A 24,080-nucleotide genomic window follows, 5' to 3' on the forward strand; every position below is an offset into this window, starting at 1 on the left:
AATAAGTTATATGGGAGAACTAAAAAGAAAACTTGACACAGATTATGTATACTTTGCAGAGGTGGAAATGCTTTTAAACTACGGTATAGGATATCCAGACCTTATAATAAGACTAAGAGAGAAGATACATCAGGAAGGTCTTGAGGATAGCGTTTATGTTAGAAAAACTGACAGAAAGCTACTCCAGAATGTACACAGATTTATAGAACTTCTTGATGGTTCTGACGAGCCTATTTTGGACGATGAAAGTCAGCCTCATGAAAAGTGGTGGTGGCATCTTCGCAGCATAGCAAGGGGTAAGCACCCCAGCTTAACACTTCCCTCTTATCTTAGAGATGTTTATAGAAAAAGGCGCAAATACTGGAAGCAGAGAGGGAAAGAAAACCTTTATAACAGAAGTTATTGGATGGAACCCCGCAGGTATGGTCAAGAATTTTTAGGTAAACTTGACAAAGTGTAGCAAAGCTTCCGCAAGGTGGATGGAAAAACTGAGAATATAGCCAAATGGCAATAAACTATTTCTTATGGAAGAGATTGCACTTTGGCGAAAGAGGATAGACGAGATAGATGAAGAGATACTGAGGCTTCTCAACGAAAGGATTAAAATAGCACAGAAAATAGGTGAAATCAAAAAAGCTTCTGGTCTTGATATTCACGCTCCTGAAAGAGAAAGAGAGATATTTGAAAGAGTATTAAAGTTGAACGAGGAGCTTTATGGCGGAGAGTTTCCCAAAGAAGCCCTCTTTCACATATACAGAGAGATAATGTCTGCATGCCTGTCTGTGGAAAAGCCCTTGCGGGTTGCCTACTTGGGACCAAAGGCAACCTTTACCCATCAGGCAGCTCTTGAGTACTTCGGTTTTTCTGTGCATTATATTCCAGTTAGCACCATAAAGGATGTTTTTAACGAGGTGGACCTTGGTAGAGCAGATTACGGAGTTGTCCCTGTGGAAAACACCATAGAGGGCGTTGTCAATTACACTCTGGACATGTTCTTAGAGTATGACCTCAAAATAGTGGGTGAAGTTGTAATTCCCATAAAGCTCCACCTGCTATCTAACTTATCAAGTTTGGAAGATGTAAAGAGGATATACTCCCACAGGCACGCCATAGCTCAGTGCAGAAACTGGATAGACAAAAATCTACCCAAGGCTCAGATCATAGAAACTGAAAGCACTGCAAGAGCTTGCGAGATAGTTCTTGAGCTTAATGATGCTGCAGCTATTGCTAGTGAAGTGGCATCTTACACCTATCACCTTAACATACTTGCTCAGAATATACAGGAAAGCGCTAACAACTTTACAAGATTCCTCATCGTAGGAAATAGAAGTATGAAGAGGACAGGAAAGGACAAGACGAGTTTGATCCTTGCCGTCAGGAATAAGCCCGGTGATCTTTACAAAACCCTTGAGAGCTTTTACCTATACGGAGTGAACCTTACCAAGATAGAATCAAGACCCTCCAAAAAGAAAGCCTGGGACTATGTTTTCTTTGTGGACCTGGACGGACATATGGAGGATCATAATGTAAGGATGGCTCTTGACCTGCTTGCCAAGGAAAACCGTATTATAAAGATGCTGGGGTCTTATCCAAAGGCTCTATTTGAGGAGAGCTAAAGCTGAAAGTAGCTCTCTTTTGTGCATATTTCCTGTATCTGGCTTGATAACGCTTTCTCCAATTTTTAGCCCTACAGGATAGCCTTCACGGATAAACCTTATGATCAAGTAAGAGAGCTTAGATATCTTCTCTTCCAAACCTCCATCAACCATATCCAGGGAGAGTATTATAGGTTTTTTCTCCTGCGAATAGGTGTCCTTTACATAAAGGGTACCTGTCTTGGCGGAAGCTTTCCAGTGTATTAGCTTTACAGGTTCTCCTCTGTACTCCCTTATGGAATGAACCTCGTCATAGCCTCTGGTAAGGCTATGAAGACTCTCTTGACCTTTTTTAGCATCTTGATGGTCCACAGCCTTCAAATCTGCAACTATGGGCTTTGGAAAGACAATAAGATTTACAGGCACCTTTTCCGTATAGTACCTTTCAAAGAGTCCCACAGGAAAGGTGGTGGCAACCATGATCTCTACGCTTTCATAAAAACCTCTGTTTTCAAAGTATATTTCCACACCTGCCTCCGCTCTTTTGAAAACAACAGGTACCACCTCATTTTTGAGCTTGGAAGGGAAAGATATTAGAAAAGAAGGGAGGAGTTTGTGGTTCTCAACGATGAGCCTGAAAGTTTCATACCTTCCCGCATATACCTCCGCAGGTGGCACAAGCTTTATGGTTAAACCCCTCAGGTTGTAAAGAGATAGTATGCCGGAAGTTAGCATAAAAGACAGCATGGAAGATACCACCAGATATAGTAAGTTGTTGGCTGTGTTTACCGCCGCAATGCCAAAGAATACGGTTATGCCTATGAAGATTATACCTACGCGATTAACTTTTACCCTGTACTTTTTCTTCATTCTTGGCCAGCAGTTTTAGCATCTCAAAAGGTATGGGAATGAGGAGCGTGTTTCCGGGCTTTGCACTTACCGTTTGTATAGTCTCTAAGTATCTGAGCTGTAAAGCCAAGGGTTCTGAAGCTAAAATTTTTGCGGCGTCTGCAAGTTTTTGAGCCGCTTGATACTCTGCTTCAGCGGTTATGATCTTGGCTCTCCTTTCCCTTTCCGCTTCTGCCTGTCTTGCCATGGCGCGCCTTAGCTCTTCCGGAAGGTCTATCCTTTTGAGTTCAACGGACACAACCTTTACGCCCCAAGGGTCCGTCTGTCTGTCTATGATCTCCTGAAGGGTGATGTTAAGCTTTTCTCTCTCTGCCAAAAGCTCGTCCAGCTCTACAGAACCGCACACACTTCTCAGAGTAGTCTGTGCTATCTGGGATGTTGCATAGTAATAGTTTTCCACCTCAACCACCGCCTTTACAGGGTCCACCACCCTAAAATAAACTACCGCATCCACGCTCACCGACACATTATCCCTGGTTATGATATCCTGGGTTGGAACATCAAGAGTTACAGTCCTTAGGTCCATCTTAACCATTCTGTCTATTACAGGTATGAGGATAAAAAGCCCTGGACCTTTTGCCCCTATAACCCTTCCCAGTCTGAAGATAACAGCTCTTTGATACTCTGGCACTATTTTGACACTAACCAAGAGAAAAATCACCACCGCCACCAAGATGACCACCAAAGGCGAAAAACTCATAAGAGCACCTCCCAAAATTTTTAGTAAATCCGCACCAAAGATAGATGCAATAACTATGGCAAAGAACAGCACAAAAATTAATAAGTCAAGCACCCCCTTCACCATAATATAAATATATCTTCCTCACCGGGAAGGGTATCTCTATTCCCTCTTTTTCATAAGCTTCTTTTATCCTCTTTATAAACTCGTGCTTTACTAAAAATTGGGCATCCGTATCAAGCACTCTGAGTATGACGCTAAAGTTTATACTGAAGTCTCCAAAGGCGCTGTATCTTATGAAGGGTTCAAAGCTTGGGTCCGCACCTTCAACACTCCTCTGGACCTCTTTGGCTACCTCCAAGGTTACCCTCTCAACTTTTTCTAAATCAGAAGAATAACTGACACCTATAGGAATAACTAAAGCCATAGACGGCTCGGGTTTTCTGTGATTGGTTATTATAGAGCTCACAAGCCTTGAGTTGGGTACTATCACCAGGTTGTTGTCTCTTTGCCTTATAACTGTATTCATCCAAGTTATATCCTGCACATATCCCTCTTGACCACTCTCAAGCCTTATAAAATCACCTACTTCTATCTGCCTTGATGCTATGATGTTAAGACCAGAGAAGAAGTTGGAAAGCGTGCCCTGAAGAGCCAAAGAGACTGCCAGCGCACCAATACCCAGCGTAGTTATAAAGTGAGCTACGGGCACTCCAAAGGAGCTAAGAAGAGTTATAACTCCAAGAGCTATTATTATGCCTTTGATGAGGGCAAAGATGAGAGCTGTAGGTGGCAAGGATATATTGGATTTTCTTACATAAAATCTTATGATCTCTACTATCACATCCGCTATTACAAGGGTTATGGAAAGTATAAGTAATCCTTCAATGATCTTTTCTATGAGATGGAAATACTTTCTGTGTTTTTGGAGCTCTTCAGAAAAATAAAGAGCCAGGTAAAGGGATAAGGCAAGCACCCACAGTAATGTGGGTATTCTTAAGGTCCTGTGCAATACCCCAAAGAGGCTAAGTCTTTGTAGGAACCTTTTTATAAAAGAAAAGAATACCAGCCTGAGACTTAAAAATACAAAGAAGGATAGAAAAAACACAAGCACAGGAAGGTAAAAGTCCATCATATTTTCCTAAAATTATAATGCATGCTCTTTGGAGGAAAAAGGATAGGTCGCATACTTATGCTGATGGGTCATTCTGCGGGGATAGGTGATCTTCTAAGAGGGAGTGCCAGCTGGAGAGCCCTAAAGAACAAATTCCCCGATGCGGAGCTTCACCTTCTTTTTCTCACCAAGGATAAAGGAGCAGTTTCTGAAAGGCTCATCTCAAGACATCACCTTCTTTCTTCTTTTCATGTGATAGACAAAAGACTAAGAAGCATAAAAGACTGGAGGGATTTTTTCAAGCACTTTGAGGAGGTGCTTTTGAAGATAAAGCCTGACCTTATTATAGACTTTGAACCACATGGGCTTAAAAGCTCTTTTCTCTGTCTTTATGCCAGAGTAAAGTACCGGGTACCCTCTATCGGCGTGGGCGAGATACCCTTCAGAAGTCCCTTTTACACTCTGGCTTCTCCTCCTTCACGGAGTATAAATAGCCCTGATTACACAGACAGGTTTTTTGTAGTTTTGAAGGCTCTGGGTATAGAGAGGAACGGTATACCCATAGAGTTGGAAGAGACTCCAGAAGCGCTGGAGTTTAGGAAAAAGTTTCGCTCTAAGTTCGGCATTCCTCCAGACAAACCCATCATAGGGCTTAACATAGGCTGTGGTACTCCCGACGCTCTTTGGAAAAGACCGCGTCTGGACCTTCTGAGGCAGGTAGTCTACTCTCTTCAGAAACAGACTGGCAGTTTCCTGGTGCTTTCTGGTGCTGACTTTGAAAGAGACATAAACGAGGAGTTTTTGAAGAGCTATCCCCTTCAAGCCCTGGACCTATCTGGCAAGACGGACATTCTGGAGCTTCCAGGACTTATAAGGTCCTGCTCGCTCTTTATATCCACAGATAGCGGTCCCTATCACATGTCTGTAGCTCTCAGAGTGCCAACGCTGGGCATCTTTGTAAAAGACTTCCCAGCCTCTTACCATCACCATCCTTGGGTATCCTGCATCATTTTAAAGGACGAAGGAGACATACCTAACCTTGTAAGTGAGGGTTTTAGACTATATAAGCACTTTAGCCAGAAAGAGGAGAATGCTTAAAAAAGAGTGGAGAAAAACCAAGCTGAAGCCAGTTGGAAGGTCATACTTAAAAGACAGCACGATCCCCGCGATATTTACAGCAGAGCCATAAACCCACGCAAAAATCAAACCTCTTCCAAAAAGTCTGGCAACTAAGGCTGGTGCAACCAGCATAGAAAAGACTATAAGCACACCCACCAGCTTTACGGAGCTGGTCACCGTCAGAGAAAAAAGCGCAAAGAAAGCCATCTCTTTGGCTATACCCGACAGGAACCTGGCTCTCAGGTATAGAAGAAGACCAAAAAGAGCATATAAAACGCCGGTTTTGAAGATCTCCTCCTTAGGTACAAAGAGTATGTCAGAAGCGGTAAGCGCCATAAACTCTTCCATTCCTCGTGGTGACTTGGAGAGCAAAAGCACCACAGATGAGAAACCCAAGGCGTAAAGGAGACCTATGAAAGCCTCCGCGTACTCTTTCTTTCTTTGGGAGAGAGCTATAAGCAAACTGCAAAGCAGGGCAAAAAGGAGAGAAATAAAGTAAGAAGGTGTCTGAAAGAGAAGAAGGGAAAGCGCCAGCCCAACCGCGGAGGACTGGGCTATGGCTATGTCGGTGAATATTATTCCCCTTTTTACTATCTCAAGCCCAAAGTAGGCGTGAATCCCCAAAAGGATAAAAGAGAGAAGAAGTGCGTGCAAGAGTATATCCGTCATTGGCTAAGCCTCCTGACTATTTCGTCAAATAGGGAAAAGAGGTCCTTAGCTTCTGGCACCGCTCCTACATCGTGGGGAAGCACCACCATCTTTGCGTTTAGCTTTTTAGCCACATACTGAGCTGTCCTCTTCTCGTGATACACATCCTGCAAGATGTACTTAACCTTCTGAGCTGTTTTCAGAAGCTCCTCTATATGGGTTGCGGTGGGAGGTATTCCCGGAAGAGGTTCCAGCGTTCCCACCAGCACCATACCATATCTGTTAAGAAGGTAATCGTAAAGCTTGTGGTACTCAATAACCCTTGTACTTCTTAGTTTTTCAAAGTCTCTATCCCACTCTTTGAGTTTGGTATTCCACAGGCTCAAAAAGTTTTCAAGATTCGTTCCGTAGTAGGCACAGTTGCTTTGGTCAAGCTCACAGAGTTTCTTCTCTACTGCTTTTGCAAGCACTGGTATGTTGTGGGGGTCCAGCTGGTAGTGAGGGTTTCCTTCGGGATGGACATCTCCCATAGCTCTTGAGACGCTTGCGGGCTTTTCTATGAGGGCAACAAACTGGGACAGGTCCAAAAGTCCCTCCCTTCCGGGCTGAATTCTAGGATTGTTAGACTGCTGAAGAAGTGGGGGCAAAAAGCCAATTTCCAGCTGAGCGCCTTGTATGATGAGAAGGTCCGCATCTCTTAGCTTTGCTATGTGGGAGGGCTTTGGCACCACAAAGTGGGGGTCCTCTGTACCCTTGGCAATAACATAAAGGCTCACCTTATCTTTGCCTATCTCTTTCACCAGACTACCTATCCAGGGGTAAGTGGCAACCACTTTCAGCTGTCCAAAGGAAAGGCTAAAGAATAAAAAGAAAAGAAAGACAAACCACCTCATAGCTTTACCTCCTTAAAAGGGATGCGCACCATGCGCCCCTATAGCAAAGTTAAATTGAAGGATCACTTCATTTACCGTCTTTCTCTGATCATTGTAGTAGAAAGCTCTATTTTGACCAATCTGAAGCCTTATGCGGGAAAACTCGGTAGGGTTAAACTCCAACATACCGTAGTAAGCGTAAAGGTTGTCAGTAAGGCTTTTGCCACTCACTTCATTTTTGTTGATCAGGTTGTACTGAATGCCGGCTCTCCACCTTGGTGCGAACCTCCACACCAGCTGTGTGTAAAAGCCTCCCTGCTTTTTGGTAAGGTAAGAGGTTATGGGATTGTTGCTCTGGTCGTATGCATATCTGGTTCCCTTCTGGTCTCTGTAGAGGTATTCGCCTTGCAAAGATATATACCTGTAGGAGTCAATAAAGTACTTGGCGGTGAGGTCAAAGCCGTAGATTCTGGTTTTGCCTGCAAAGGCATGGGGTTCTTCTGTGTCCAGGTGGTCTATCCTTGTCCTTCCATCTGCGTAAGAGAGTCCCGTTAAAACCGAGAGGTTTCCTATATCAAAGGAGGTTTTAACAAAGCCCACATACAGGTTGGGCTTTCTGGTGTCTTTCACTGATATGTCTCCTACGGTAAAGCCTTTAGTGCCAAAGCTCTGCTCGTTTTCTCCTTGCAGAGCTTCCACTCCAAAGAGCAGGTAAAAGGGTGTGGGTGCAAGCCAGTTTATCTGCACTCCCTTCTCCTTTAGCCCGTCATCTCCGAAGAAGGCTTTATACACTAAAGGCGGGTTGGCAAAGTCCCACATGTGGGGGTGCATGGCATTCAGCCTACCAAAAGAGCTTCTAAACTTCCCTACCTTAAACTGCAAACCAAAGGGGAGACCTCTTGTGACCGCATAAGCCTCCTCCACTTCTGAGCCTTCCTCGGAGAAAGGTATGGTGGCATAAAGGTCAAAGTAGGGGTCTACGGGTGCATAAAGGTATAGCTCCGCATAGTTGAAGTTAAAACCTCGCTCCTTGTTTAGCTCTCCGTGTCCGCTCTCATCTGCGTGTTTGTGGTAAAGCCCCGGAATCTCCAGCTTTCTAAAAGTCTCATCCCTTACGTTGCGGTTCACATAGGAGGTATCAATAATCAGGGATATGTCTGGCAGGAAAGCCTTCTGGGAGAAGGGCTGGTAAGTCCTGAGGCTTTCACTGTACTTTAGCTTCAGCTGGAGGCTTCTGTCCGCAGGAAGGGGTTTGCTCTTCTCCTCAGGCTTTACCTCTTCCTTCTGAGCCTTTTCAAGATCCTTTATGCGTCTTTCAAGCTCCTGAATAACTCTTTTTTGTTCCTCTAACTGTCTTCTAAGGTCTTCTAAACTTTCCTGAGCAAAAGAAACTCCCAAGATAGCGGTTAAAAGTATAAGCTTTTTCATGGCTTTTACCTCCTGCCAAAGTTTTTTGGAAAAGAAAAGTCTTAGAGCTGAGCTTCAGGCAGGAGGTGCTCGGGGGAGAGTATGCTTACTGGCTACTTGTCTGGGTTTTGGTAAGCTATGGGTTTGGTCTAAGTAAAAGACTAAAAAGTCAGCCCTTTGGGGTTCTAAGCTGGGGTTTGCCCCCACCTGCTGGCTTGCTTGGAAAACACATACAGAACAGTCTAAGTGTAGCTTTCCATCTTCATGCTTGTGAGCTAAAGAGATGCCACCTTCCAGACTCAGAAGCATTAAGAGTAGAGCTACCAGCCACCCTTTCATACGCTCTTTATTATACTACCCCTGACGCACTCCCACATGGCTATGGCACCTGCAGAGGAAACATTGAGAGAGTTTATTTTCCCAACCATTGGTATGGAAAGCACCAAGTCAGAGATCTCCAGTAGGCTTTTTGACACCCCCTCACCTTCAGAGCCCAACACCAAGGCGCATGGTAGTGGGATGGATGTGTATCTTATATCCTTACCCCCTCTTTCTACGGATATTACCCATCCACCCTGCTTTTTAAAATCTTTCAAAGCCTTTGAGAGGCTGGGAACTTTTGATATCTTAAGGTGAAAGACGCTTCCAGCAGAAGCCTTTACCACCACCTGGTTGATGGGACTTGACCTGTGTGTAGGTAGCAAGGCACCCACTCCACCAAGCACTTCACAGGTTCTCAAAAGATTTCCCACATTCTGCGGGTCAGTAAGATGGTCAAGTACCAAAATAAAAGAGTTTTTTTTCAAAGCATCTTTAAAAAGCTCGTTGGAAGATACATAATTTATGGGGCTTATGATGGCAAGAATGCCTTGAGTCTTCTTTGTGCCTGCAAGCTCTTCTATTTTGGCTCTTGGGACTTTTTGTATTTTGACACCTCTCTCTTTGCAGAGTTTTGCCACTTGATAAGGTGGATGAGAATCGTGAGCTACAAGCACCTTCTCAATGTCCTTTCCCGACCTAAGAGCTTCAATGACGGGATTTTTTCCGTAAACTATCATACCTGCGCGATTATGCCTCCACCCAGCAACACATCCCCCTCGTAAAAGGCGCACACCTGTCCGGGAGTTATGCCCCTCACAGGCGTTTCAAACTCCACCACAAATCCATCCTTAGTCTCCTTTATGTCCTTTACCTTCACAGCCTGAGTTCTGTACCTTACCACAGCATAAACATCCTTCCCCCACTTATCTATGTGAAGATGAAAGTTGATGTCTTTGAGCTTCAAGCTGCTCTTGTAAATTAGCTCTTCACTCCCCACTATTACTGTATTAGTCTGAGCATCTATGTCTACCACATATAGAGGTTCGTGATAAGACACTCCAAGACCTCTTCTCTGCCCTATCGTGAAGTTATAGATGCCAGTGTGAGTTCCAAGAACGCGACCACTTACATGCTTTATGTATCCACTCGCTTCCCCAACTCTTTCCTTTATAAACTCTCCCGGCTTTTTTCCCATAAGAAAGCATACCTCCTGAGAATCTCTCTTTTGGGCCACAGGAAGAGAGTACTCCACCGCTATACGCCTCACCTGTTCCTTAGTGAGGTCTCCAAGAGGAAACTCCAGAAGCTCCAGGTCCTTTTTCCGCACCAGAGCCAAAAAGTAAGACTGGTCTTTGCTTTTGTCCTTTGCCCTCGCTATCAGCCTCTTTCCTTTGTACTCTACAAGTCTTGCGTAGTGTCCTGTTGCCAATCTGTCTACCTGCGCTACTTCCCTTAGGTATCTCGCCAAAAATCCCGTTTTTACATCTCTGTTGCAAATGGCACAGGGGTTTGGAGTTTTACCTTCTGCATACTCTTGCACAAAGTAGTCTATAACCCTCTCTTTGAATATCCTCTCCCAATCAAAAGTTATGTGAGGAATACCCAGCTTTTCAGAAACTTTTGCCGCATCTTTGACATCTTCAGGAGAGCAACAAACTCTCAAATCATCTGTGCTACAGCTCTCAGGAATGGTGTGAAACCTTAAAGTTACTCCTATCACCTCATGACCTGCCATTTTCAAAAGCAGAGCGGATACACTACTATCTACTCCACCGCTCATACCTACCGCAACTCTCATGTATCTCTAATTTAAGCCCTCCTTTCAAAAAAGCTTTTTATATACTCCAGCACCTCTCTTTTGAGTCCATAAGCCTGCAAGCCTTCTCCTATCTGCATGACTATATCTACAGCTATTGGTATGAGTTTATAGGGCTTATCATCTTCTTTGAGTATCTTAAGAGAGTACATACCCATCAGCGTATGCCTTACATCTTCCGCAATACCTACCATAACCGCATCAAACTTATATCTTTTGTATAGCTCCTGTCTTTCTTCCTCCTTCTTGGGTATGAGGCTTTTGGCAAAGGCGCATATTTTTGCCCATGTGCTTAAAGTCTTATCCCACTCCTCTCTTGGCAAAGCCTCAAGCTCCATATGTATGTAATTCAAAAGATACTTGGCAAGATACTCTTTTGCCGATGGTGTATCCTCAAATCCCCACACTTTTAGCTCTTCCATCAGGATATAAATTTAATGACAGGAGGGTGTAAAGATGCGTGTTTTTACATACACAGCTTTTTTGGTGGGCTTTGCCTTTGCAGTGTCAGAGGGGCAGATGATCTTTGAAAATAACTGCCTGAGGTGTCATCAAGAGGGTTCAAAGAAACCTCTATCTTACCTCAAGAAGGAGTATAAAGGAAGAGCGGATGCCATCATGGTGCTTGCCAAGCAGTGTCCTTGGGGGAGAAATCTGTCCGATATGGAGATAGAGATGGTCAGCAGGTGGATAGCCGGAGAAGAAAAGTAAGGTGTTAAAATAATTCTTCCTATGGTGTTCTTTTGGCGCAAATCGGAGGAAGAAAAGCTTGCAGAAAAGGGAGACAAAAACGCTATACTCAAGCTTATAGAGAAGGGCAAAAGGGATAGAGCTATACAGGTGCTGGAAGGTTTTAAGGACGATCCTGAGCTAAGGAAAATACTTTATGACCTTTACCTAAAAGAGGGTAAATACTACTTTGCCTATCAGCTTATAGAGCACTACGATAAGAACTTAGGGACGGCATGGGAAAGAGCTACCATTTATGAGAGGGTTGGTGAGAAAGAGAAAGCTCTGCAGGAGTATCTAAGAATAGGGAATTTTGAGAGCTTAACAAAAGCGGGCCATCTTCTTTATCAAATGGATAAAAAGGAGGAAGCCTTAAGTGTATTTGAGAGGTCACTCAACCTGGCACCCGCCTTAAAGAGAGAGGAACTCCAAGAGATTATAAGGAAAATAAAGGAAGAGCTTGGACTGCTGCAGGTAAAGAAGGAAAGCTTTATTGAAAAGATAAGGAAGGGTCTACAAAAGACAAAGGAAAAAGCGCTCTTTGGAATAATCTTAAGGGGGAGGAAGGTGGACGAAGCCCTGTTTGAGGAGCTAGAAGAAACTCTCGTAAGAGCGGATATAGGAGCAAAGACGGCCATTAATGTGGTGGAAGAGCTGAAAAAAGAGGCTATAAAGAGAAACATAAAGGAGTCTGAAGGACTAAGAGATTTATTAAAGGAGAAGCTCTCTTCTCTTCTTACTGGCTGTCAGGATAACATAAAGGTCAAAGAGGGTAAGACTAACATTTACCTCTTTTTGGGTGTTAACGGGTCTGGGAAAACCACTACCATAGGTAAGCTGGCATACAAATTTGTCAGCGAAGGTAAAAGAGTGCTTTTGTGTGCCGCAGATACTTTTAGGTCAGCTGCTGTGGAGCAACTGGAGGTGTGGGCAAAAAGGAGCGGTGCAGATATTGTAAAAAGGGAAGAAGGTGCCGACCCTGCATCAGTGGTTTTTGATGCTATGAAGAGGGCATCCGAATACCATCTGGTGCTTATAGATACCGCTGGCAGACTTCACACTAAAGAGCCTCTCATCAGGGAGCTAAGAAAGATAAAGTCCGTAATACAGAGATTTTACCCTGAGGAACCTACGGAAACTTTTCTGGTGCTGGATGCCACATTAGGACAGAACTCCATATCTCAGGCTAAGGTCTTTAAAGAAGCTGTTGATATAACTGGTATAATCCTTACCAAGCTTGATGGCACGGCTAAAGGTGGAGCCATAATACCCATATGCAGGGAGCTCAAAGTACCTGTTAAACTACTGGGTGTTGGAGAGGGGCTTGACGACCTGCAACCATTTGATGCAGAAGTTTTTGTGCAAGAACTGCTTTCTGTGGAGGTCTAATATGGAGTACCTGGGCATACTTATCTTCTTTTTGGTGGCTCTTGGAGTGAGTTTTGCCTTTGCCTTCTTGAATGACCTTTTGGGTCCAAAAACTAAAGAAAGAATGGAGGACTACCCTTATGAGTGCGGAGTTCCCCTTTACGATACGGAGGCTCGCGGTACCTTCAAGCAAGGCTATTACCTTCTGGGGCTTCTTCTCATACTCTTTGATATAGAGGCTGCCTTTTTATTCCCTTGGGCTGTAGTGTTTAAAGATATAGGTTTATATGGTCTTGTGGAAGCTCTACTTTTTATATTTATCCTTGCTTTGGGATTTGTTTACGCTTGGAAGAAGGGTGCCCTTAAGTGGCAGATGTGATATCTATCATAAAGTTATATAAAATTCTGGCTCAAGAGCTTATAATTAAAGTCATGGTAAGGAGGTAGATTATGGCTGTTTTGAATTCTAATGGTTTTGTGATAACTACTGTGGATGAGCTTCTAAGGTGGGGTCGCAGGAATGCTCTGTGGCCTGTTACCATAGGGCTTGCATGTTGCGCCATAGAGATGATGCACACGGCAGCTTCAAGGTTTGACCTGGATAGACTTGGTGTTATATTCAGGGCTTCCCCTCGGCAGGCGGATGTGCTGATAGTTGCAGGTACGGTAGTCAACAAGGTAGCTCCCATGTTAAAGCTCATATGGGAACAGATGCCAGACCCCAAGTGGTGCATAACTATGGGAGGATGCGCATCAGCAGGTGGACCATTTCCCACCTACGCCACATTGCAAGGTATGGACAGGATAATACCGGTTGATGTGTACATTCCTGGGTGTCCGCCACACCCTCAGGGGCTCATATACGGCATACTTCAACTTCAAAAGAAGATAAAGGAGAAGGGAATTAACAAGTACGACAAAGCCTTTGGAGAGTTTAGAGAGGATTTAAAGAGGCAGGGACTCTTTGTACCTCAGGAAGTTGAGGTCTGAAACATGCCTTGGATGAATGTAGCCACAAGGGAGAGGCTAAAGTTTAATTTTAAGGAGTTAAAAGTTGAGGCTGATCAAAAGAGCGTAAGACTGGAAATTCCCAAGGACAGACTCCTGGATTTTCTCAGGCACCTCAAAGAGAGAGAGGGTTATAAGCACTTTATAGATTTTACCTGTATAGACTTTCCGGAGCATCCCCACAGATTTCAGGGTGTTTACATACTTTACAATCCTGATGAAAATGAGAGAGTCATAGTAAAGAGCTGGGCTGAAGGTGGGACTTTGCCATCCCTTGAAAAACTTTGGGCTTGTGCCAGATGGGCTGAAAGGGAAGCTTACGATATGTTTGGTGTTGTATTTGAAGGTCACGAGAACCTCAGGCGCATGTTCATGTGGGAGGGATATCCCCACTTTCCCCTCAGAAAGGACTTCCCTTTGGGAGGCATACCCGAGGTAGAACTTCCATCTCTTACGGAGCTTTTGGAGGGAAGGACAGAGCCACCCAGCCACGACTACGAGGTTATGCACACAAAGGTTGCCACTTTGGAAGACCTTGAAAGGACTGAAAAGTCAAGGCTCAGGAAGAAGGCTCAGCTGGTTCTCAACTGGGGACCTCTTCATCCCGGCACACATGGGACCATATGGTTTCTCTTTGACCTTGACGGTGAAAAAGTCCTTCAATCCGATGTGATACTCGGACAGCTTCACAGAGGTATGGAAAAGATAGCCGAGAACATATACTACTTTCAGTTTCTTCCCTATACTGACAGAATGGATTACATATCAGCCATATGCAACGAACTCTCCTATGTTACAGCCGTGGAAAAGCTCTTAGGCGTGGAGGTGCCCGAAAAGGCAAGGTACATAAGGACTATGTTTGCCGAACTCCAGAGGATAAACTCCCACCTTCTCTGGCTTGGTACCGGTGCGCTGGACCTGGGCGCTCTTACAGTCTTTCTCTATGCCTTCAGAGAGAGAGAAAAAATAATGGATATAATAGAAGGCAACGCCGGTTTTAGGCTTACCACTGCCTTTTTGAGGATCGGCGGTGTGCATTACGACCTTGCGGAAGGCACCCTAGATGTGGTGAAAGCTTTCATAAAAGACTTCCCCAACAGACTAAAAGAGTATCACCAGCTTCTGACAAGAAACCGTATATGGCTCAGAAGGACAAAGGATATAGGAGTTATAACAAAGGAGGATGTTTTCAATTATGGGCTTACGGGACCTGTTGCAAGAGGTTCAGGTATAGCCTACGACATAAGGAAGTTGGAGCCTTACGCCGCCTACGACGAGGTGGATTTTGATATCCCCGTTGGAGAGGTGGGAGATGTTTATGATAGGTATTTGGTGCGCATGGAAGAGATGGTGCAGAGCCTGAGGATAATAGAGCAATGCGTAGCCAAGCTAGAAAAAATGCCCAAATCCGCACCTTACATTAACAAAGACCACCCTGCGGTTATGCCTCCAAAAGAGGATGTGTTTATGGCTCTGGAGGATATGGTAAAGTCTTTCCGCATTGTGGTGCATGGTGAGAATGCACCACCAGGAGAGCTATACTCCAGCGGTGAAAATCCAAGAGGTGAGCTCGGTTTTTACATATACTCAAAGGGAGGTTCAAGACCTTACAGGCTAAGGATAAGATCCGGTGCCTTATACAACTTATCCATATTCCCAAAGCTCATAGAGGGTGGCACAATAGCAGACGCCATAGCTCTCCTGGGAAGCATAGACCCTGTGGTGGGAGAGACAGACAGGTAAGTGGTGAGTGAGGGGCTCTTAAACATTTATAGAAGGAGAGCTAAGCAGTTTTATTACGCTTTCCTCACCTTTTTAAGCTTGGTGCTTTTGGGGAGCCTTATCCTCTATCCCTTCTTCAAGCTCCCTCTACCTGCAAAGATGCTTATTTACGCAAGCTCCCTGGTGCTTCTGGTAGCTATGTTTTCCATTCCCATCTCCTTAGTTATAAGGAAGAGAGGCTTTCCGGTGATCTCAGATACAGACCCTTACTGGAGCTATACGGCCACAAGGAGATATTTCTGGTCCTTTGTTATAGCAGGTTTACCCTTTGGTGTTGCCTTCCTCATTTACATAATCTTTACGAGCCTTTTGGTGCTTTTTATTGGATACTTTCTTACCCTTTGTGGTTTAATATTAGTAAGACCAAGAGAGGAGGATGTTGTATGACAAGAGAGGAGGTCGTAGAAAAACTCCTTAAGGAAGACAAAGAGTTTAAACACTACTATGAAAAACACCAGGAGCTTGATAAACTCGTGGATAGGCTTGAAAAGCACAGACCCATGACACATGAGCTTGAACTTCAGATAGAGAAGTTAAAAAAGGAAAAGCTTTACTACAAGGACCTTATGGAAAAGAAGATACAGGAACATCTAAAGCTATCCAAGTAAAGCCTCTTGCCTCTCTTTACACTTGATACACTTCCCGCAGTGCAGTATCTTCTTTCCCACCTTTTTGGGCATGGCGCAAGAGAGAGTAAGGTGATATGGGACTTTTCCATAAAACTCTTTTACTATCTTGCCCTTCTCAAGTCCAAAGAAGGGCATTTCAATAGAAAATGCAGTCCCAGAGCCTTCGCTTATGAGCCTTTCTAACTCCTTTATGTAGCTCTTGCTATTGTCGGGGAAGGGATAGAGTCCAAGGCTTCCTATGGCTAATCTTCTGACTTTCTTGGAGAGTGCGTAAAGGGCGCATGCGGTTATAAGGCTCATATTTCGTAGGGGAATAAAGATCTCAGAAACTTGGTAAGGAGACTTTCTTATTGCACCGCTCACTTGAAGATTTATAACCCTCAGCGGTCTTAAAGACGCATACCTGCTTTTGGTGTACTGCCAAAGTCTCAAAGCGTTTTCAAGCTCTAGCCTTTCCCAGCTTTCACCCATTTTTATGTAAACAGGATAAACTATTTCTTTCCTCTGAAGGTACATGTAAAGGAGGGTTGTGCTTTCAACACCCCCACTAAAAAGCACTGCGATTTTATATGCACTCACCTGATATATGCCTCCCGCTGTCTAAGTTTATGATCTCACCCGTCATGCTCTCCACATTCAGTAAAAACTCAGTAAGCATAAGAACATCCTGCATAGACACCTCCCTTTTAAGGGGAGTTTTGTTTATGTATTCCTTCCATTTCTCCTGGGAAAACTCGTCGGGTTTTAATGTAGGTCCCAAAGCTATGGCGTTTACAAGCACATGAGGTGCGAGCTCCTTTGCCAGCACTTTTACCGCAGTGTGCAAAGCACCCTTTGATACAAAGTAAGCAGAGTAGTCTCTATAAGGCGTGGTATTGGTAGCCCAATCACCAAAGGCAACCATTCTACCTTTTACCGGCTCAGGATTGTTAAGCATATGAGGGTATAGGAGTTTGCAGAGCATCAAAAAAGCTTCTGCATTTGGCGTAAAGTGTGCATAAAGGTCCTCTCTACTTAAAGTTTTAAGGGGTGTTGAAAAGTAAGGGCTTGCAGTGTGTATGAGCGCATCTATCCCACCCAAGTAGCTAAGCGTTTCTTCCACAACCTTTGAATAACTCTCAAACTTTGAAAGGTCTGCGCGAAGGGCTATACCTCCCATCTTCTCAAGCTCCAAAGCCACCTGCTTAGATGTGTGATACACAAAGGCCACCTTTTGGCCACTTTGGATAAGATGCCTTGCTATGTAAAAGCCTATTCTTCTTACGCCTGTTATGAGGATCCTTTTCATCAAAGCAAGATTATAACATTTGAGCTTTTGGAATTACATTATAATTTTGATCTTTCCTTTTGGAGGTTGAGAAGATGACAAAGGTGAAGGGTCTTGTTTGCAGAGAGTGCGGAAAGGAGTATCCCGTTGAGCCCATACATGTATGTGAGTTCTGCTTTGGACCCCTTGAGGTAGTTTACGACTATCAGGAGATAAAGAAGAAGCTTAGTAAAGAGAAGATAGAAAATGGACCCAAGAGCCTTTGGAGGTATATAGACCTTTTGCCCGTTGAGTATCCAAGCGTTGGTTTAAACGCTGGCTTTACACCACTCAAAAAAGCCGAGAATCTGGGAAGGCTTCTGGGACTTGAAAACCTCTACATCAAAGACGACTCTGTAAACCATCCCACTTTATCCTTCAAAGATAGAGTGGTTTCTGTTGCGCTATCTAAAGCAAAGGAGTTTGGCTTTGATACGGTGGCGTGCGCTTCTACCGGGAACCTTGCCAATTCTGTGGCTGCGCATGCGGCGCAGGCTGGCTTTAACTGTTTTGTCTTTATTCCTGCAAACCTTGAATCGCAGAAGATCTTTGGAAGTCTTGTCTTTAAACCTACAGTGGTGGCTGTGGAAGGCAACTACGATGATGTAAACAGGCTGTGTTCGGAGATAGCCAACGAGCTAAACTGGGCTTTTGTCAACATAAACATAAGACCCTTCTATGCTGAAGGTTCAAAAACCCTTGCCTTTGAAGTGGTAGAGCAGTTAGGATGGAGAGCGCCAGATGCGGTTGTGGCTCCTGCAGCATCTGGGTCTTTGATAACCAAAATATGGAAAGGTCTCAAGGAACTCTATATGGTAGGTCTTTTGGATAGCTTAAAGACGAGAGTGTATGGAGCGCAGGCTGAAGGTTGCTCTCCAATAGCTCAGGCTTGGAAGGAAGGCAGGGACTTTGTAAAACCCGTAAAACCCAATACAATAGCCAAATCAATAGCTATTGGTAATCCCGCGGATGGCATCTACGCACTTCAGGTGACAAAAGAGAGCTCTGGCATATGGGAAACAGCAACGGATGAGGAGATCATAGAAGGTATAAAGCTTCTGGCAGAGACAGAAGGCATATTCACAGAGACCGCCGGTGGAACTACCATTGCAGTCCTCAAAAAACTCGCAGAGAAAGGTTACTTCTCACCAAAAGAGATAGTGGTGGCATACATCACAGGTAACGGCTACAAGACCATGGAGGTGCTTGAGGGACACCTTCCAGAAAGCATTAGAATAAAGCCCACTCTTGCAGACTTTAAGGAGAAGATACTTGTGAAGACATTATGAAAAGACTGATCCTTCTTTTCCTTATATTGCTTTCCTGCTCTGCAAAAGACACTCTTCCCGACATAACGGTAAAAGACATTGACGGTAAAAGTGTGAACCTTGGCAGTTATAAAAACCAGAAGTTGGTGCTTTACATCTGGAGCAGAACCTGCGCAGGACACACGAAAGACTTAAAAAAGCTCGGACATCTGGTAAAGATGTATCCTAACTATAAGATAGTGTCTTACGCTGTAGCTATGGAGGCAGGTGATGTGGTGGAAAGCTACCGGCAGCTTGGTATAGCTCCCAACTTTCTCACCCTTATAGATACAGCGGTAAAGTTCAACGATTACTTCCCCATAACCTTTCTTCCTTCCACTTATGTTTTTGACAAGGGCGGAAAGCTAATAGCCTCCTACGCAGGACTTCCCGACAAACTTTAACCTATTCTTAATACAAACTTAATAAAAACTTAACTTTACCTTCTTATCCTCTTAGTTATGCAGGCAGCTACTTTCTGAGGTACAAAAAAGGAAAAGAACTCAGGGAGTGGGATTTTTTAAACAGGCTCCTTTACCCCTTGACAGGGGTTTTATTTTATGTTATTTTTATTATAAAATTAACTCACTTTAGAAGTGTCCTTCGTGTGGCACCTTGTGCGCCATCGGACCCCTCTGGGGTCTTTTTTTTTTTATATTCTCTGGTGCAGAAGTTCAAGGATGCTTTTTATCTTTTCTGCCACTTGCTCTTGCGTTTCTCCCACCACATTTATATGACCCATCTTTCTTCTTTCTCTCTTCTCCTTGCCATACCAGTATAGTTTAGCTCCCTCCATGGAGAGGATGCCTTCCATGTCCATGTCTTCAAGAGATATACCCAGCAGATTTACCATACCGGAAGGTAGCTTTAGCTTTGTGGAACCCAATGGGAGGTCCGCTATGGCTCTGAGAAGATTCTCAAACTGGGATGTGTAGCATCCATCCAGCGTGTAATGACCAGTATTGTGAGGTCTTGGAGCCATCTCGTTTATCAGTACTTTACCATCCTTGCAGAAAAAGAACTCAACAGCTAAAAGACCTACAAGGTTTAGGTCAGACATGAGAGATGTAATTATGTCTTCTGCCTCTTTTATCTGTATGTTTTTGGTGTAGTTGTATAAAAGTATGCCACCATCGTGGTAGTTTACCGTGATAGGATAAACTCTTACTTGGCCTCTTTTGTTTCTTACGCCTATCAGTGAGAATTCAAAGAGGAAGTCTACAAACTCTTCTATGAGAAAGTTCTCTTGGGGAGAATGGTTTTTTAGCACCTCCTCTATCTGTGAAGTATGCTCTATTTTGTATTGCCCCTTTCCGTCATAACCAAGTTTCTCAGATTTTACTATAGCTGGAAGCCTAAACTCTTTTAGCTCATGAAGTAAATCTTTAGCCTTTGCAAAGCTAAAATGGGCTGTAGGATACCCCATTTTTCTGTAAAAACTCTTCTCCTCTATGCGACTCCTTTTGAGCTTAAGTATATGGTGTGAGGGGACTAAAAGATGAGATACTGCCTCTATGAGGGACTCTTCTATGTGTTCAAATTCGCATGTGACCACATGGCAGTTTTTTGCAAAAACCTCCACCTGCTCTGGTGTAAAGACAGCATCTGCCACTCTGCAGGCAGGTGCTTTTGGATCACTATCAAGGACAAAAAACTCAAAGCCTAACTTTCTTCCCTCCAATACGGTCATCCATCCTAACTGACCACCTCCCAGTATGCCTATCCTCATCAGTACTTCCTTTCTGCAGGCTGATACTTAAGTATCCTTACAGGTATATAATCTATGATGAGCTTGTCTCCCCTTTGCCTGATTATGGTGTGTTTTAAAAAGTTCTCATCATCTCTCTCAGGGTAATCCTCTCTGTAATGTCCTCCTCTTGATTCTCTTCTGTGGAGTGCCGCATATGCAACTGCTCTGGCAATTTCCAACATGTTTCTAAGCTCCATAAGCTCTATCAAATTGGTGTTAAACACCTTTGACTTGTCTACTACGGGAATTTTTTCCCACCTTTCCAAAAGGTCTGATAGCTCTGCATAGGCAGACAGAAGCGATTTCTCATCTCTAAATATGCCCATCTTTTCCCAAGTTATCTCTCCCATCCTCTTCCTTATGTTAGCGAGCTTTTCGTTGCCTTCCCTTTTCATGAGTTTCTGTACATACTCGTATCCTAACTTCTCTTCCCCTTCTGTTAGAGGAAGATGGTCCACATATTTGGCGTATTCCCTCGCCGCTATCCCGCAGAATTTGCCAAAGACCAAAAGCTCCACTAAGGAGTTGCCACCGAGTCTGTTGGCTCCGTGTACAGATACGCAAGCAGCTTCACCTACCGCATAAAGCCCCTCAAGAGGTGTGGAAGATGTAATGTGATTCTCTATATGTATGCCACCCATACAGTAGTGAGCAGTTGGTCTTATGGGTACAAGGTCAGTGATAGGGTCAACTCCTTCAAAGTCTATGGCAAGCTGGCGCACCTGAGGAAGCCTCTCCCTTATCTTCTCCTCACCCAAGTGTCTTAAATCTAAGTAAACATATGCAGAAGTCCCTTCTCCTACACCCCTTCCCTCCCTTATCTCATACTCTATTGCTCTTGAGACTAAATCTCTGGGTGCCAGTTCCATCTTTTCGGGTGCGTAGCGCTGCATAAAGCGCTCTCCAAGTTTATTCAAAAGGTATCCTCCCTCACCACGACAGGCTTCTGATAGAAGTATACCCGTCTTGGCAAGCCCAGTAGGATGAAACTGAATGAATTCTATATCTTTTAAAGGAATCCCGTTGCGCAGAGCCACAGCAACCCCATCGCCAGTGTTTCCCACCGCGTTGGTGCTCCTTTGCCAGTATATCCTTGCAAATCCCCCAGTGGCTATAACCACCGCTTTGGCCTTCAAAGTCAGCACTTCACCGTTCTTTATATCATATACGCTTACTCCCTTCACCCTATGACCGTTATGAAGGAGGTCTATGAAAAAGAACTCGTTGTAAAAATCTATATTCTCCTTAGAGAGGGCCTGCTCAAACAGGGTATGCAGTATAACATGTCCTGTTCTGTCCGCAGAAAAGACGGTTCTTGGAAAGGATGCACCACCAAAGGGTCTTTGTGCTATCCTTCCGTCGGGAAGCCTTGAAAAGGGCACTCCCCATCTGTCAAGCTCGTATATAACATCAGGAGCATTCTCACACATAAAAAGCACAGCATCTTGATCAGCAAGGAAATCAGAACCCTTTATGGTATCGTAAGCGTGCATCTCAGGACTGTCATCTTTTATAACATTCCCAAGGGCAGCATTCACACCGCCTTGCGCCGCACCAGTGTGAGAGCGTGTAGGATATACCTTTGAAACTACAGCAACCTTTATATTGGGATCCCTTGCACATTCTATGGCAGTGCGTAGCCCAGCACCACCCGCACCAATAATCACAATATCGTAAGCTCTCATGGTAAGAATAATTTTAACCTCACTTGTTGGAACAAAGGACTCTTAGATGATCTTTAGCACATAAAAGGTAAGCACGAGACAGGCTAAAAATATGATGGCTCCGTAAGTTTTGTAAAGCCATGTATGCGTTCTATAGTAACCAGCATCCACCTGCCTTATAGTTCTATAAAAGTTTATGGTGCCTATTACCAGCGTAAAAAGTCCTATGAGTATTATGAAGACACCTATACCTACGAGGCTTCTGTGATCACCTTTCAGATGTATGTTAAAAACCCTTTCCAGCTGTTCCAAGAAAAACTCAAACTTCTCAATAACAAAGCCAAAGACTATGAGAGCTATGGAAGTTCTTATCCAAGCTAAGAAGGTCCTTTCTGCAGCCATGTAAATCCTCGGGTCTGTGACTTCTTTTGGAGACACTTCTATACCTCCTTCTATGTATTTTATGTCAAAATAAAAGGTGATTATACCTGCAACGATAAATAAAGTTCCTACTATGGACAGACCTATAGCTACATGCTCCAATAGTACCGATACATGTATTTTCTGCGTAATGTCAGCAAGCACTTCCAGCTTTCTTAGGAAAACCGCAAAGGACAGAGTGTAAAGAGAAAACCTTATATAGCCTAAGTAAGTTCTCTCAACAGACATGTATATACGTGCATCCTTTGCGGACGGAAGGCGCTTAGCTATCAGCATGACCCAAATACCTTTTGGTATATGTAATCCACATTTTTTAAGTAGCTACGGGGATCTGTTATCTCTTCTATCTCCTGGGGGGTAAGCCACCGAGAGACTTCTTCGTGAGAGAGTAAGATATCCTTGAAGAGTGTTTTTTCCTCCCAACTTTTCATGGCGCACTTTTGAACAAGGTCGTAGGCTCTGTCCCTTGCCATACCTTTTTCCATGAGTTTCACAAGCACCTTGGAAGATGCGTAAAGTCCATAGGACAGGTCCATATTTTTTAGCATTCTCTCCCTGCTCACAACAAGACCTCTTAATATTTCTAGAAAGATGTTTAGCATGTAATCCAAGGCTATGGTGGCGTCTGGAATGATGATCCTCTCTGCTGAAGAGTGGGATATGTCCCTTTCGTGCCACAGCACCATGTTTTCAAGAGCTACAAGGAGATTAGACCTTACCACTCTTGCAAGACCGCATATGCGCTCTGCGTGTATGGGATTCTTTTTGTGAGGCATGGCGGAGGATCCTCTCTGTCCCTCTGTAAAAGGCTCCTGAAGTTCCAACACTTCCGTCCTTTGCAGGTGTCTTATTTCTGTGGCAAACTTCTCAAGGGATGTGGCGGTGCAAGCAATAGCATACATAAGGTCTGCGTGTCTGTCCCTGTGTACCACCTGAGTGCTGGCAGGTTCCGCCTTTAGTCCCAGCTCCTCAAGGGCAAGCTTTTCAACCTCTGGGTCAATGTTAGAGTAAGTGCCTACAGCACCTGAAAGCTTACCGTAAGATACGCTATTGTAAGCTCCTAAGAGCCTATCTTTGTTTCTTTTCATCTCGTCATACCAAACTGCAAACTTCACTCCAAGAGTTATAGGTTCTGCATGCACTCCGTGCGTTCTACCCATCATGATGGTATCTTTGTGTTCAAAGGAGAGTCTTTTTAGCTCTTCAAGCACATCTTCCACATCTTTGATTATTATGCTTAGCGCTTCTCTCATCTGAAGAGCCAAAGCTGTATCCACCACATCGGAGGAGGTAAGCCCCATGTGGAAGTAATGCGAGTATGAAGGTATCTGCTCTGATATGGCGGATATAAAGGCGAGCATGTCGTGCTTGTAAACCTTCTCATACTCTTTTATTTTCTGAAGCACCTCTTCGTTCACATACACGCTGTTTTTAATATTCATGAGAGCCTCTGAGGGTATCCTGCCAAGCTTTGCCCAGGCGTTGCAAACTGATAGCTCTACCTCAAGCCACTTTTTGAACTTATTCAGCTCAGACCAAACTCTTCCTATCTCCTCTCTTGTGTAGCGCTCTATCATAGATAGAATATCTTAATACGCTTTTAAGTGGATGGGAAG

28 protein-coding genes are annotated in these 24,080 nt (G+C 44.1%); 12 read left to right on the top strand and 16 right to left on the bottom strand.

The features are described from left to right. Window positions 1-10: 10 nt before the first annotated feature. Window positions 11-460 carry a hypothetical protein gene (locus tag HTH_RS07045; protein WP_012964027.1) on the top strand — a complete coding sequence of 150 codons (450 nt, stop codon included), beginning with the start codon at window positions 11-13 and terminating at the stop codon, window positions 458-460. A gap of 64 nt (window positions 461-524) precedes the next feature. Further along, window positions 525-1,616, top strand: a complete 1,092-nt coding sequence (gene pheA / locus HTH_RS07050) for a prephenate dehydratase (RefSeq protein WP_012964028.1) — start codon at window positions 525-527, stop codon at window positions 1,614-1,616. Here pheA and HTH_RS07055 read toward each other — a convergent pair. From HTH_RS07055 to HTH_RS07065, 3 genes are read right to left on the bottom strand one after another with little or no spacing between them, the layout of a single operon-like run. Beyond that, complete coding sequence (locus tag HTH_RS07055) at window positions 1,599-2,465, bottom strand: DUF58 domain-containing protein (protein ID WP_012964029.1); 867 nt, start codon at window positions 2,463-2,465, stop codon at window positions 1,599-1,601. The two genes, pheA and HTH_RS07055, sit on opposite strands and share 18 nt — an antisense overlap. Then, entirely contained in the window at window positions 2,437-3,309 is an 873-nt protein-coding gene (locus HTH_RS07060; protein ID WP_014462632.1) for a slipin family protein, read from the bottom strand. Before HTH_RS07060 ends, HTH_RS07055 begins: the two co-directional genes overlap by 29 nt. Then, window positions 3,290-4,318, bottom strand: a complete 1,029-nt coding sequence (locus HTH_RS07065) for a mechanosensitive ion channel family protein (protein WP_012964031.1) — start codon at window positions 4,316-4,318, stop codon at window positions 3,290-3,292. Before HTH_RS07065 ends, HTH_RS07060 begins: the two co-directional genes overlap by 20 nt. A gap of 21 nt (window positions 4,319-4,339) precedes the next feature. Here HTH_RS07065 and HTH_RS07070 point away from each other — a divergent pair, with 21 nt between their 5' ends. After that, complete coding sequence (locus tag HTH_RS07070; RefSeq protein WP_012964032.1) at window positions 4,340-5,395, top strand: glycosyltransferase family 9 protein; 1,056 nt, start codon at window positions 4,340-4,342, stop codon at window positions 5,393-5,395. Here HTH_RS07070 and HTH_RS07075 read toward each other — a convergent pair. Genes HTH_RS07075 through HTH_RS07105 form a run of 7 tightly spaced genes read right to left on the bottom strand, consistent with a single transcriptional unit; the run spans window position 5,357 to window position 10,902 of the window. Next, entirely contained in the window at window positions 5,357-6,085 is a 729-nt protein-coding gene (locus HTH_RS07075; RefSeq protein WP_012964033.1) for a metal ABC transporter permease, read from the bottom strand. The two genes, HTH_RS07070 and HTH_RS07075, sit on opposite strands and share 39 nt — an antisense overlap. Beyond that, on the bottom strand, window positions 6,082-6,957 hold the full coding sequence (locus HTH_RS07080; protein ID WP_012964034.1) for a metal ABC transporter solute-binding protein, Zn/Mn family: 876 nt from the start codon (window positions 6,955-6,957) through the stop codon (window positions 6,082-6,084). Before HTH_RS07080 ends, HTH_RS07075 begins: the two co-directional genes overlap by 4 nt. A 12-nt stretch (window positions 6,958-6,969) precedes the next feature. Further along, window positions 6,970-8,364, bottom strand: a complete 1,395-nt coding sequence (locus HTH_RS07085) for a hypothetical protein (protein ID WP_012964035.1) — start codon at window positions 8,362-8,364, stop codon at window positions 6,970-6,972. A 54-nt stretch (window positions 8,365-8,418) separates the two neighbouring features. Further along, window positions 8,419-8,682 (bottom strand): hypothetical protein, encoded by a 264-nt coding sequence (locus tag HTH_RS07090; RefSeq protein WP_012964036.1) that lies wholly within the window; start codon window positions 8,680-8,682, stop codon window positions 8,419-8,421. Further along, on the bottom strand, window positions 8,679-9,401 hold the full coding sequence (gene rlmB / locus HTH_RS07095; protein ID WP_012964037.1) for a 23S rRNA (guanosine(2251)-2'-O)-methyltransferase RlmB: 723 nt from the start codon (window positions 9,399-9,401) through the stop codon (window positions 8,679-8,681). The genes HTH_RS07090 and rlmB overlap by 4 nt, the downstream gene beginning before the upstream one ends. Continuing rightward, entirely contained in the window at window positions 9,398-10,462 is a 1,065-nt protein-coding gene (mnmA, locus tag HTH_RS07100; RefSeq protein ID WP_012964038.1) for a tRNA 2-thiouridine(34) synthase MnmA, read from the bottom strand. Before mnmA ends, rlmB begins: the two co-directional genes overlap by 4 nt. 11 nt (window positions 10,463-10,473) lie before the next feature. Then, window positions 10,474-10,902: a hypothetical protein gene (locus HTH_RS07105; protein WP_012964039.1), complete on the bottom strand. Its 429-nt coding sequence runs from the start codon at window positions 10,900-10,902 to the stop codon at window positions 10,474-10,476. A gap of 34 nt (window positions 10,903-10,936) precedes the next feature. Here HTH_RS07105 and HTH_RS07110 point away from each other — a divergent pair, with 34 nt between their 5' ends. From HTH_RS07110 to HTH_RS07140, 7 genes are all read left to right on the top strand, one after another. Further along, window positions 10,937-11,191, top strand: a complete 255-nt coding sequence (locus tag HTH_RS07110) for a c-type cytochrome (RefSeq protein WP_012964040.1) — start codon at window positions 10,937-10,939, stop codon at window positions 11,189-11,191. Window positions 11,192-11,212: 21 nt separating this feature from the next. Continuing rightward, window positions 11,213-12,598, top strand: a complete 1,386-nt coding sequence (gene ftsY / locus HTH_RS07115; protein ID WP_012964041.1) for a signal recognition particle-docking protein FtsY — start codon at window positions 11,213-11,215, stop codon at window positions 12,596-12,598. Window position 12,599: 1 nt separating this feature from the next. Beyond that, a complete protein-coding gene (locus HTH_RS07120; protein ID WP_012964042.1) occupies window positions 12,600-12,956 on the top strand; it encodes an NADH-quinone oxidoreductase subunit A in 357 nt (118 codons plus the stop codon). A gap of 71 nt (window positions 12,957-13,027) precedes the next feature. Then, window positions 13,028-13,567, top strand: a complete 540-nt coding sequence (locus HTH_RS07125) for a NuoB/complex I 20 kDa subunit family protein (RefSeq protein ID WP_012964043.1) — start codon at window positions 13,028-13,030, stop codon at window positions 13,565-13,567. Window positions 13,568-13,570: 3 nt separating this feature from the next. Next, complete coding sequence (gene nuoD / locus HTH_RS07130; protein WP_012964044.1) at window positions 13,571-15,328, top strand: NADH dehydrogenase (quinone) subunit D; 1,758 nt, start codon at window positions 13,571-13,573, stop codon at window positions 15,326-15,328. A 3-nt stretch (window positions 15,329-15,331) separates the two neighbouring features. Further along, a complete protein-coding gene (locus tag HTH_RS07135; RefSeq protein WP_148161787.1) occupies window positions 15,332-15,754 on the top strand; it encodes a hypothetical protein in 423 nt (140 codons plus the stop codon). Next, window positions 15,751-15,975 (top strand): DUF465 domain-containing protein, encoded by a 225-nt coding sequence (locus tag HTH_RS07140; protein WP_012964046.1) that lies wholly within the window; start codon window positions 15,751-15,753, stop codon window positions 15,973-15,975. The genes HTH_RS07135 and HTH_RS07140 overlap by 4 nt, the downstream gene beginning before the upstream one ends. On the opposite strand, the gene HTH_RS07145 is transcribed toward HTH_RS07140, so the two are convergent. Together HTH_RS07145 and HTH_RS07150 are read right to left on the bottom strand one after the other, a co-directional pair. Continuing rightward, window positions 15,964-16,575, bottom strand: a complete 612-nt coding sequence (locus HTH_RS07145; protein ID WP_012964047.1) for a 7-cyano-7-deazaguanine synthase — start codon at window positions 16,573-16,575, stop codon at window positions 15,964-15,966. The two genes, HTH_RS07140 and HTH_RS07145, sit on opposite strands and share 12 nt — an antisense overlap. After that, the gene (locus HTH_RS07150; RefSeq protein WP_012964048.1) at window positions 16,562-17,284 is read right to left on the bottom strand and encodes an SDR family oxidoreductase; all 723 of its coding nucleotides are present in this window, start codon (window positions 17,282-17,284) and stop codon (window positions 16,562-16,564) included. The genes HTH_RS07145 and HTH_RS07150 overlap by 14 nt, the downstream gene beginning before the upstream one ends. A 74-nt stretch (window positions 17,285-17,358) precedes the next feature. On the opposite strand from HTH_RS07150, the gene thrC reads away from it, so the two are divergent. Beyond that, complete coding sequence (thrC, locus tag HTH_RS07155; protein WP_012964049.1) at window positions 17,359-18,591, top strand: threonine synthase; 1,233 nt, start codon at window positions 17,359-17,361, stop codon at window positions 18,589-18,591. After that, window positions 18,588-19,013 carry a TlpA family protein disulfide reductase gene (locus HTH_RS07160; RefSeq protein ID WP_012964050.1) on the top strand — a complete coding sequence of 142 codons (426 nt, stop codon included), beginning with the start codon at window positions 18,588-18,590 and terminating at the stop codon, window positions 19,011-19,013. Before thrC ends, HTH_RS07160 begins: the two co-directional genes overlap by 4 nt. 248 nt (window positions 19,014-19,261) lie before the next feature. On the opposite strand, the gene HTH_RS07165 is transcribed toward HTH_RS07160, so the two are convergent. Genes HTH_RS07165 through purB form a run of 4 tightly spaced genes read right to left on the bottom strand, consistent with a single transcriptional unit; the run spans window position 19,262 to window position 24,041 of the window. Continuing rightward, window positions 19,262-20,338 (bottom strand): 5-(carboxyamino)imidazole ribonucleotide synthase, encoded by a 1,077-nt coding sequence (locus HTH_RS07165; RefSeq protein WP_012964051.1) that lies wholly within the window; start codon window positions 20,336-20,338, stop codon window positions 19,262-19,264. Then, entirely contained in the window at window positions 20,338-22,044 is a 1,707-nt protein-coding gene (locus HTH_RS07170) for an FAD-dependent oxidoreductase (RefSeq protein WP_012964052.1), read from the bottom strand. Before HTH_RS07170 ends, HTH_RS07165 begins: the two co-directional genes overlap by 1 nt. Before the next feature lie 42 nt (window positions 22,045-22,086). Next, on the bottom strand, window positions 22,087-22,740 hold the full coding sequence (locus HTH_RS07175; RefSeq protein ID WP_012964053.1) for a DUF202 domain-containing protein: 654 nt from the start codon (window positions 22,738-22,740) through the stop codon (window positions 22,087-22,089). Continuing rightward, window positions 22,734-24,041, bottom strand: coding sequence for an adenylosuccinate lyase (gene purB / locus HTH_RS07180; RefSeq protein WP_012964054.1), 1,308 nt, complete (start codon window positions 24,039-24,041; stop codon window positions 22,734-22,736). Before purB ends, HTH_RS07175 begins: the two co-directional genes overlap by 7 nt. Window positions 24,042-24,080 lie beyond the last annotated feature (39 nt).

Source organism: Hydrogenobacter thermophilus TK-6 (genome assembly GCF_000010785.1).
In the GTDB taxonomy this organism is placed as follows: Bacteria; Aquificota; Aquificia; order Aquificales; family Aquificaceae; genus Hydrogenobacter; species Hydrogenobacter thermophilus.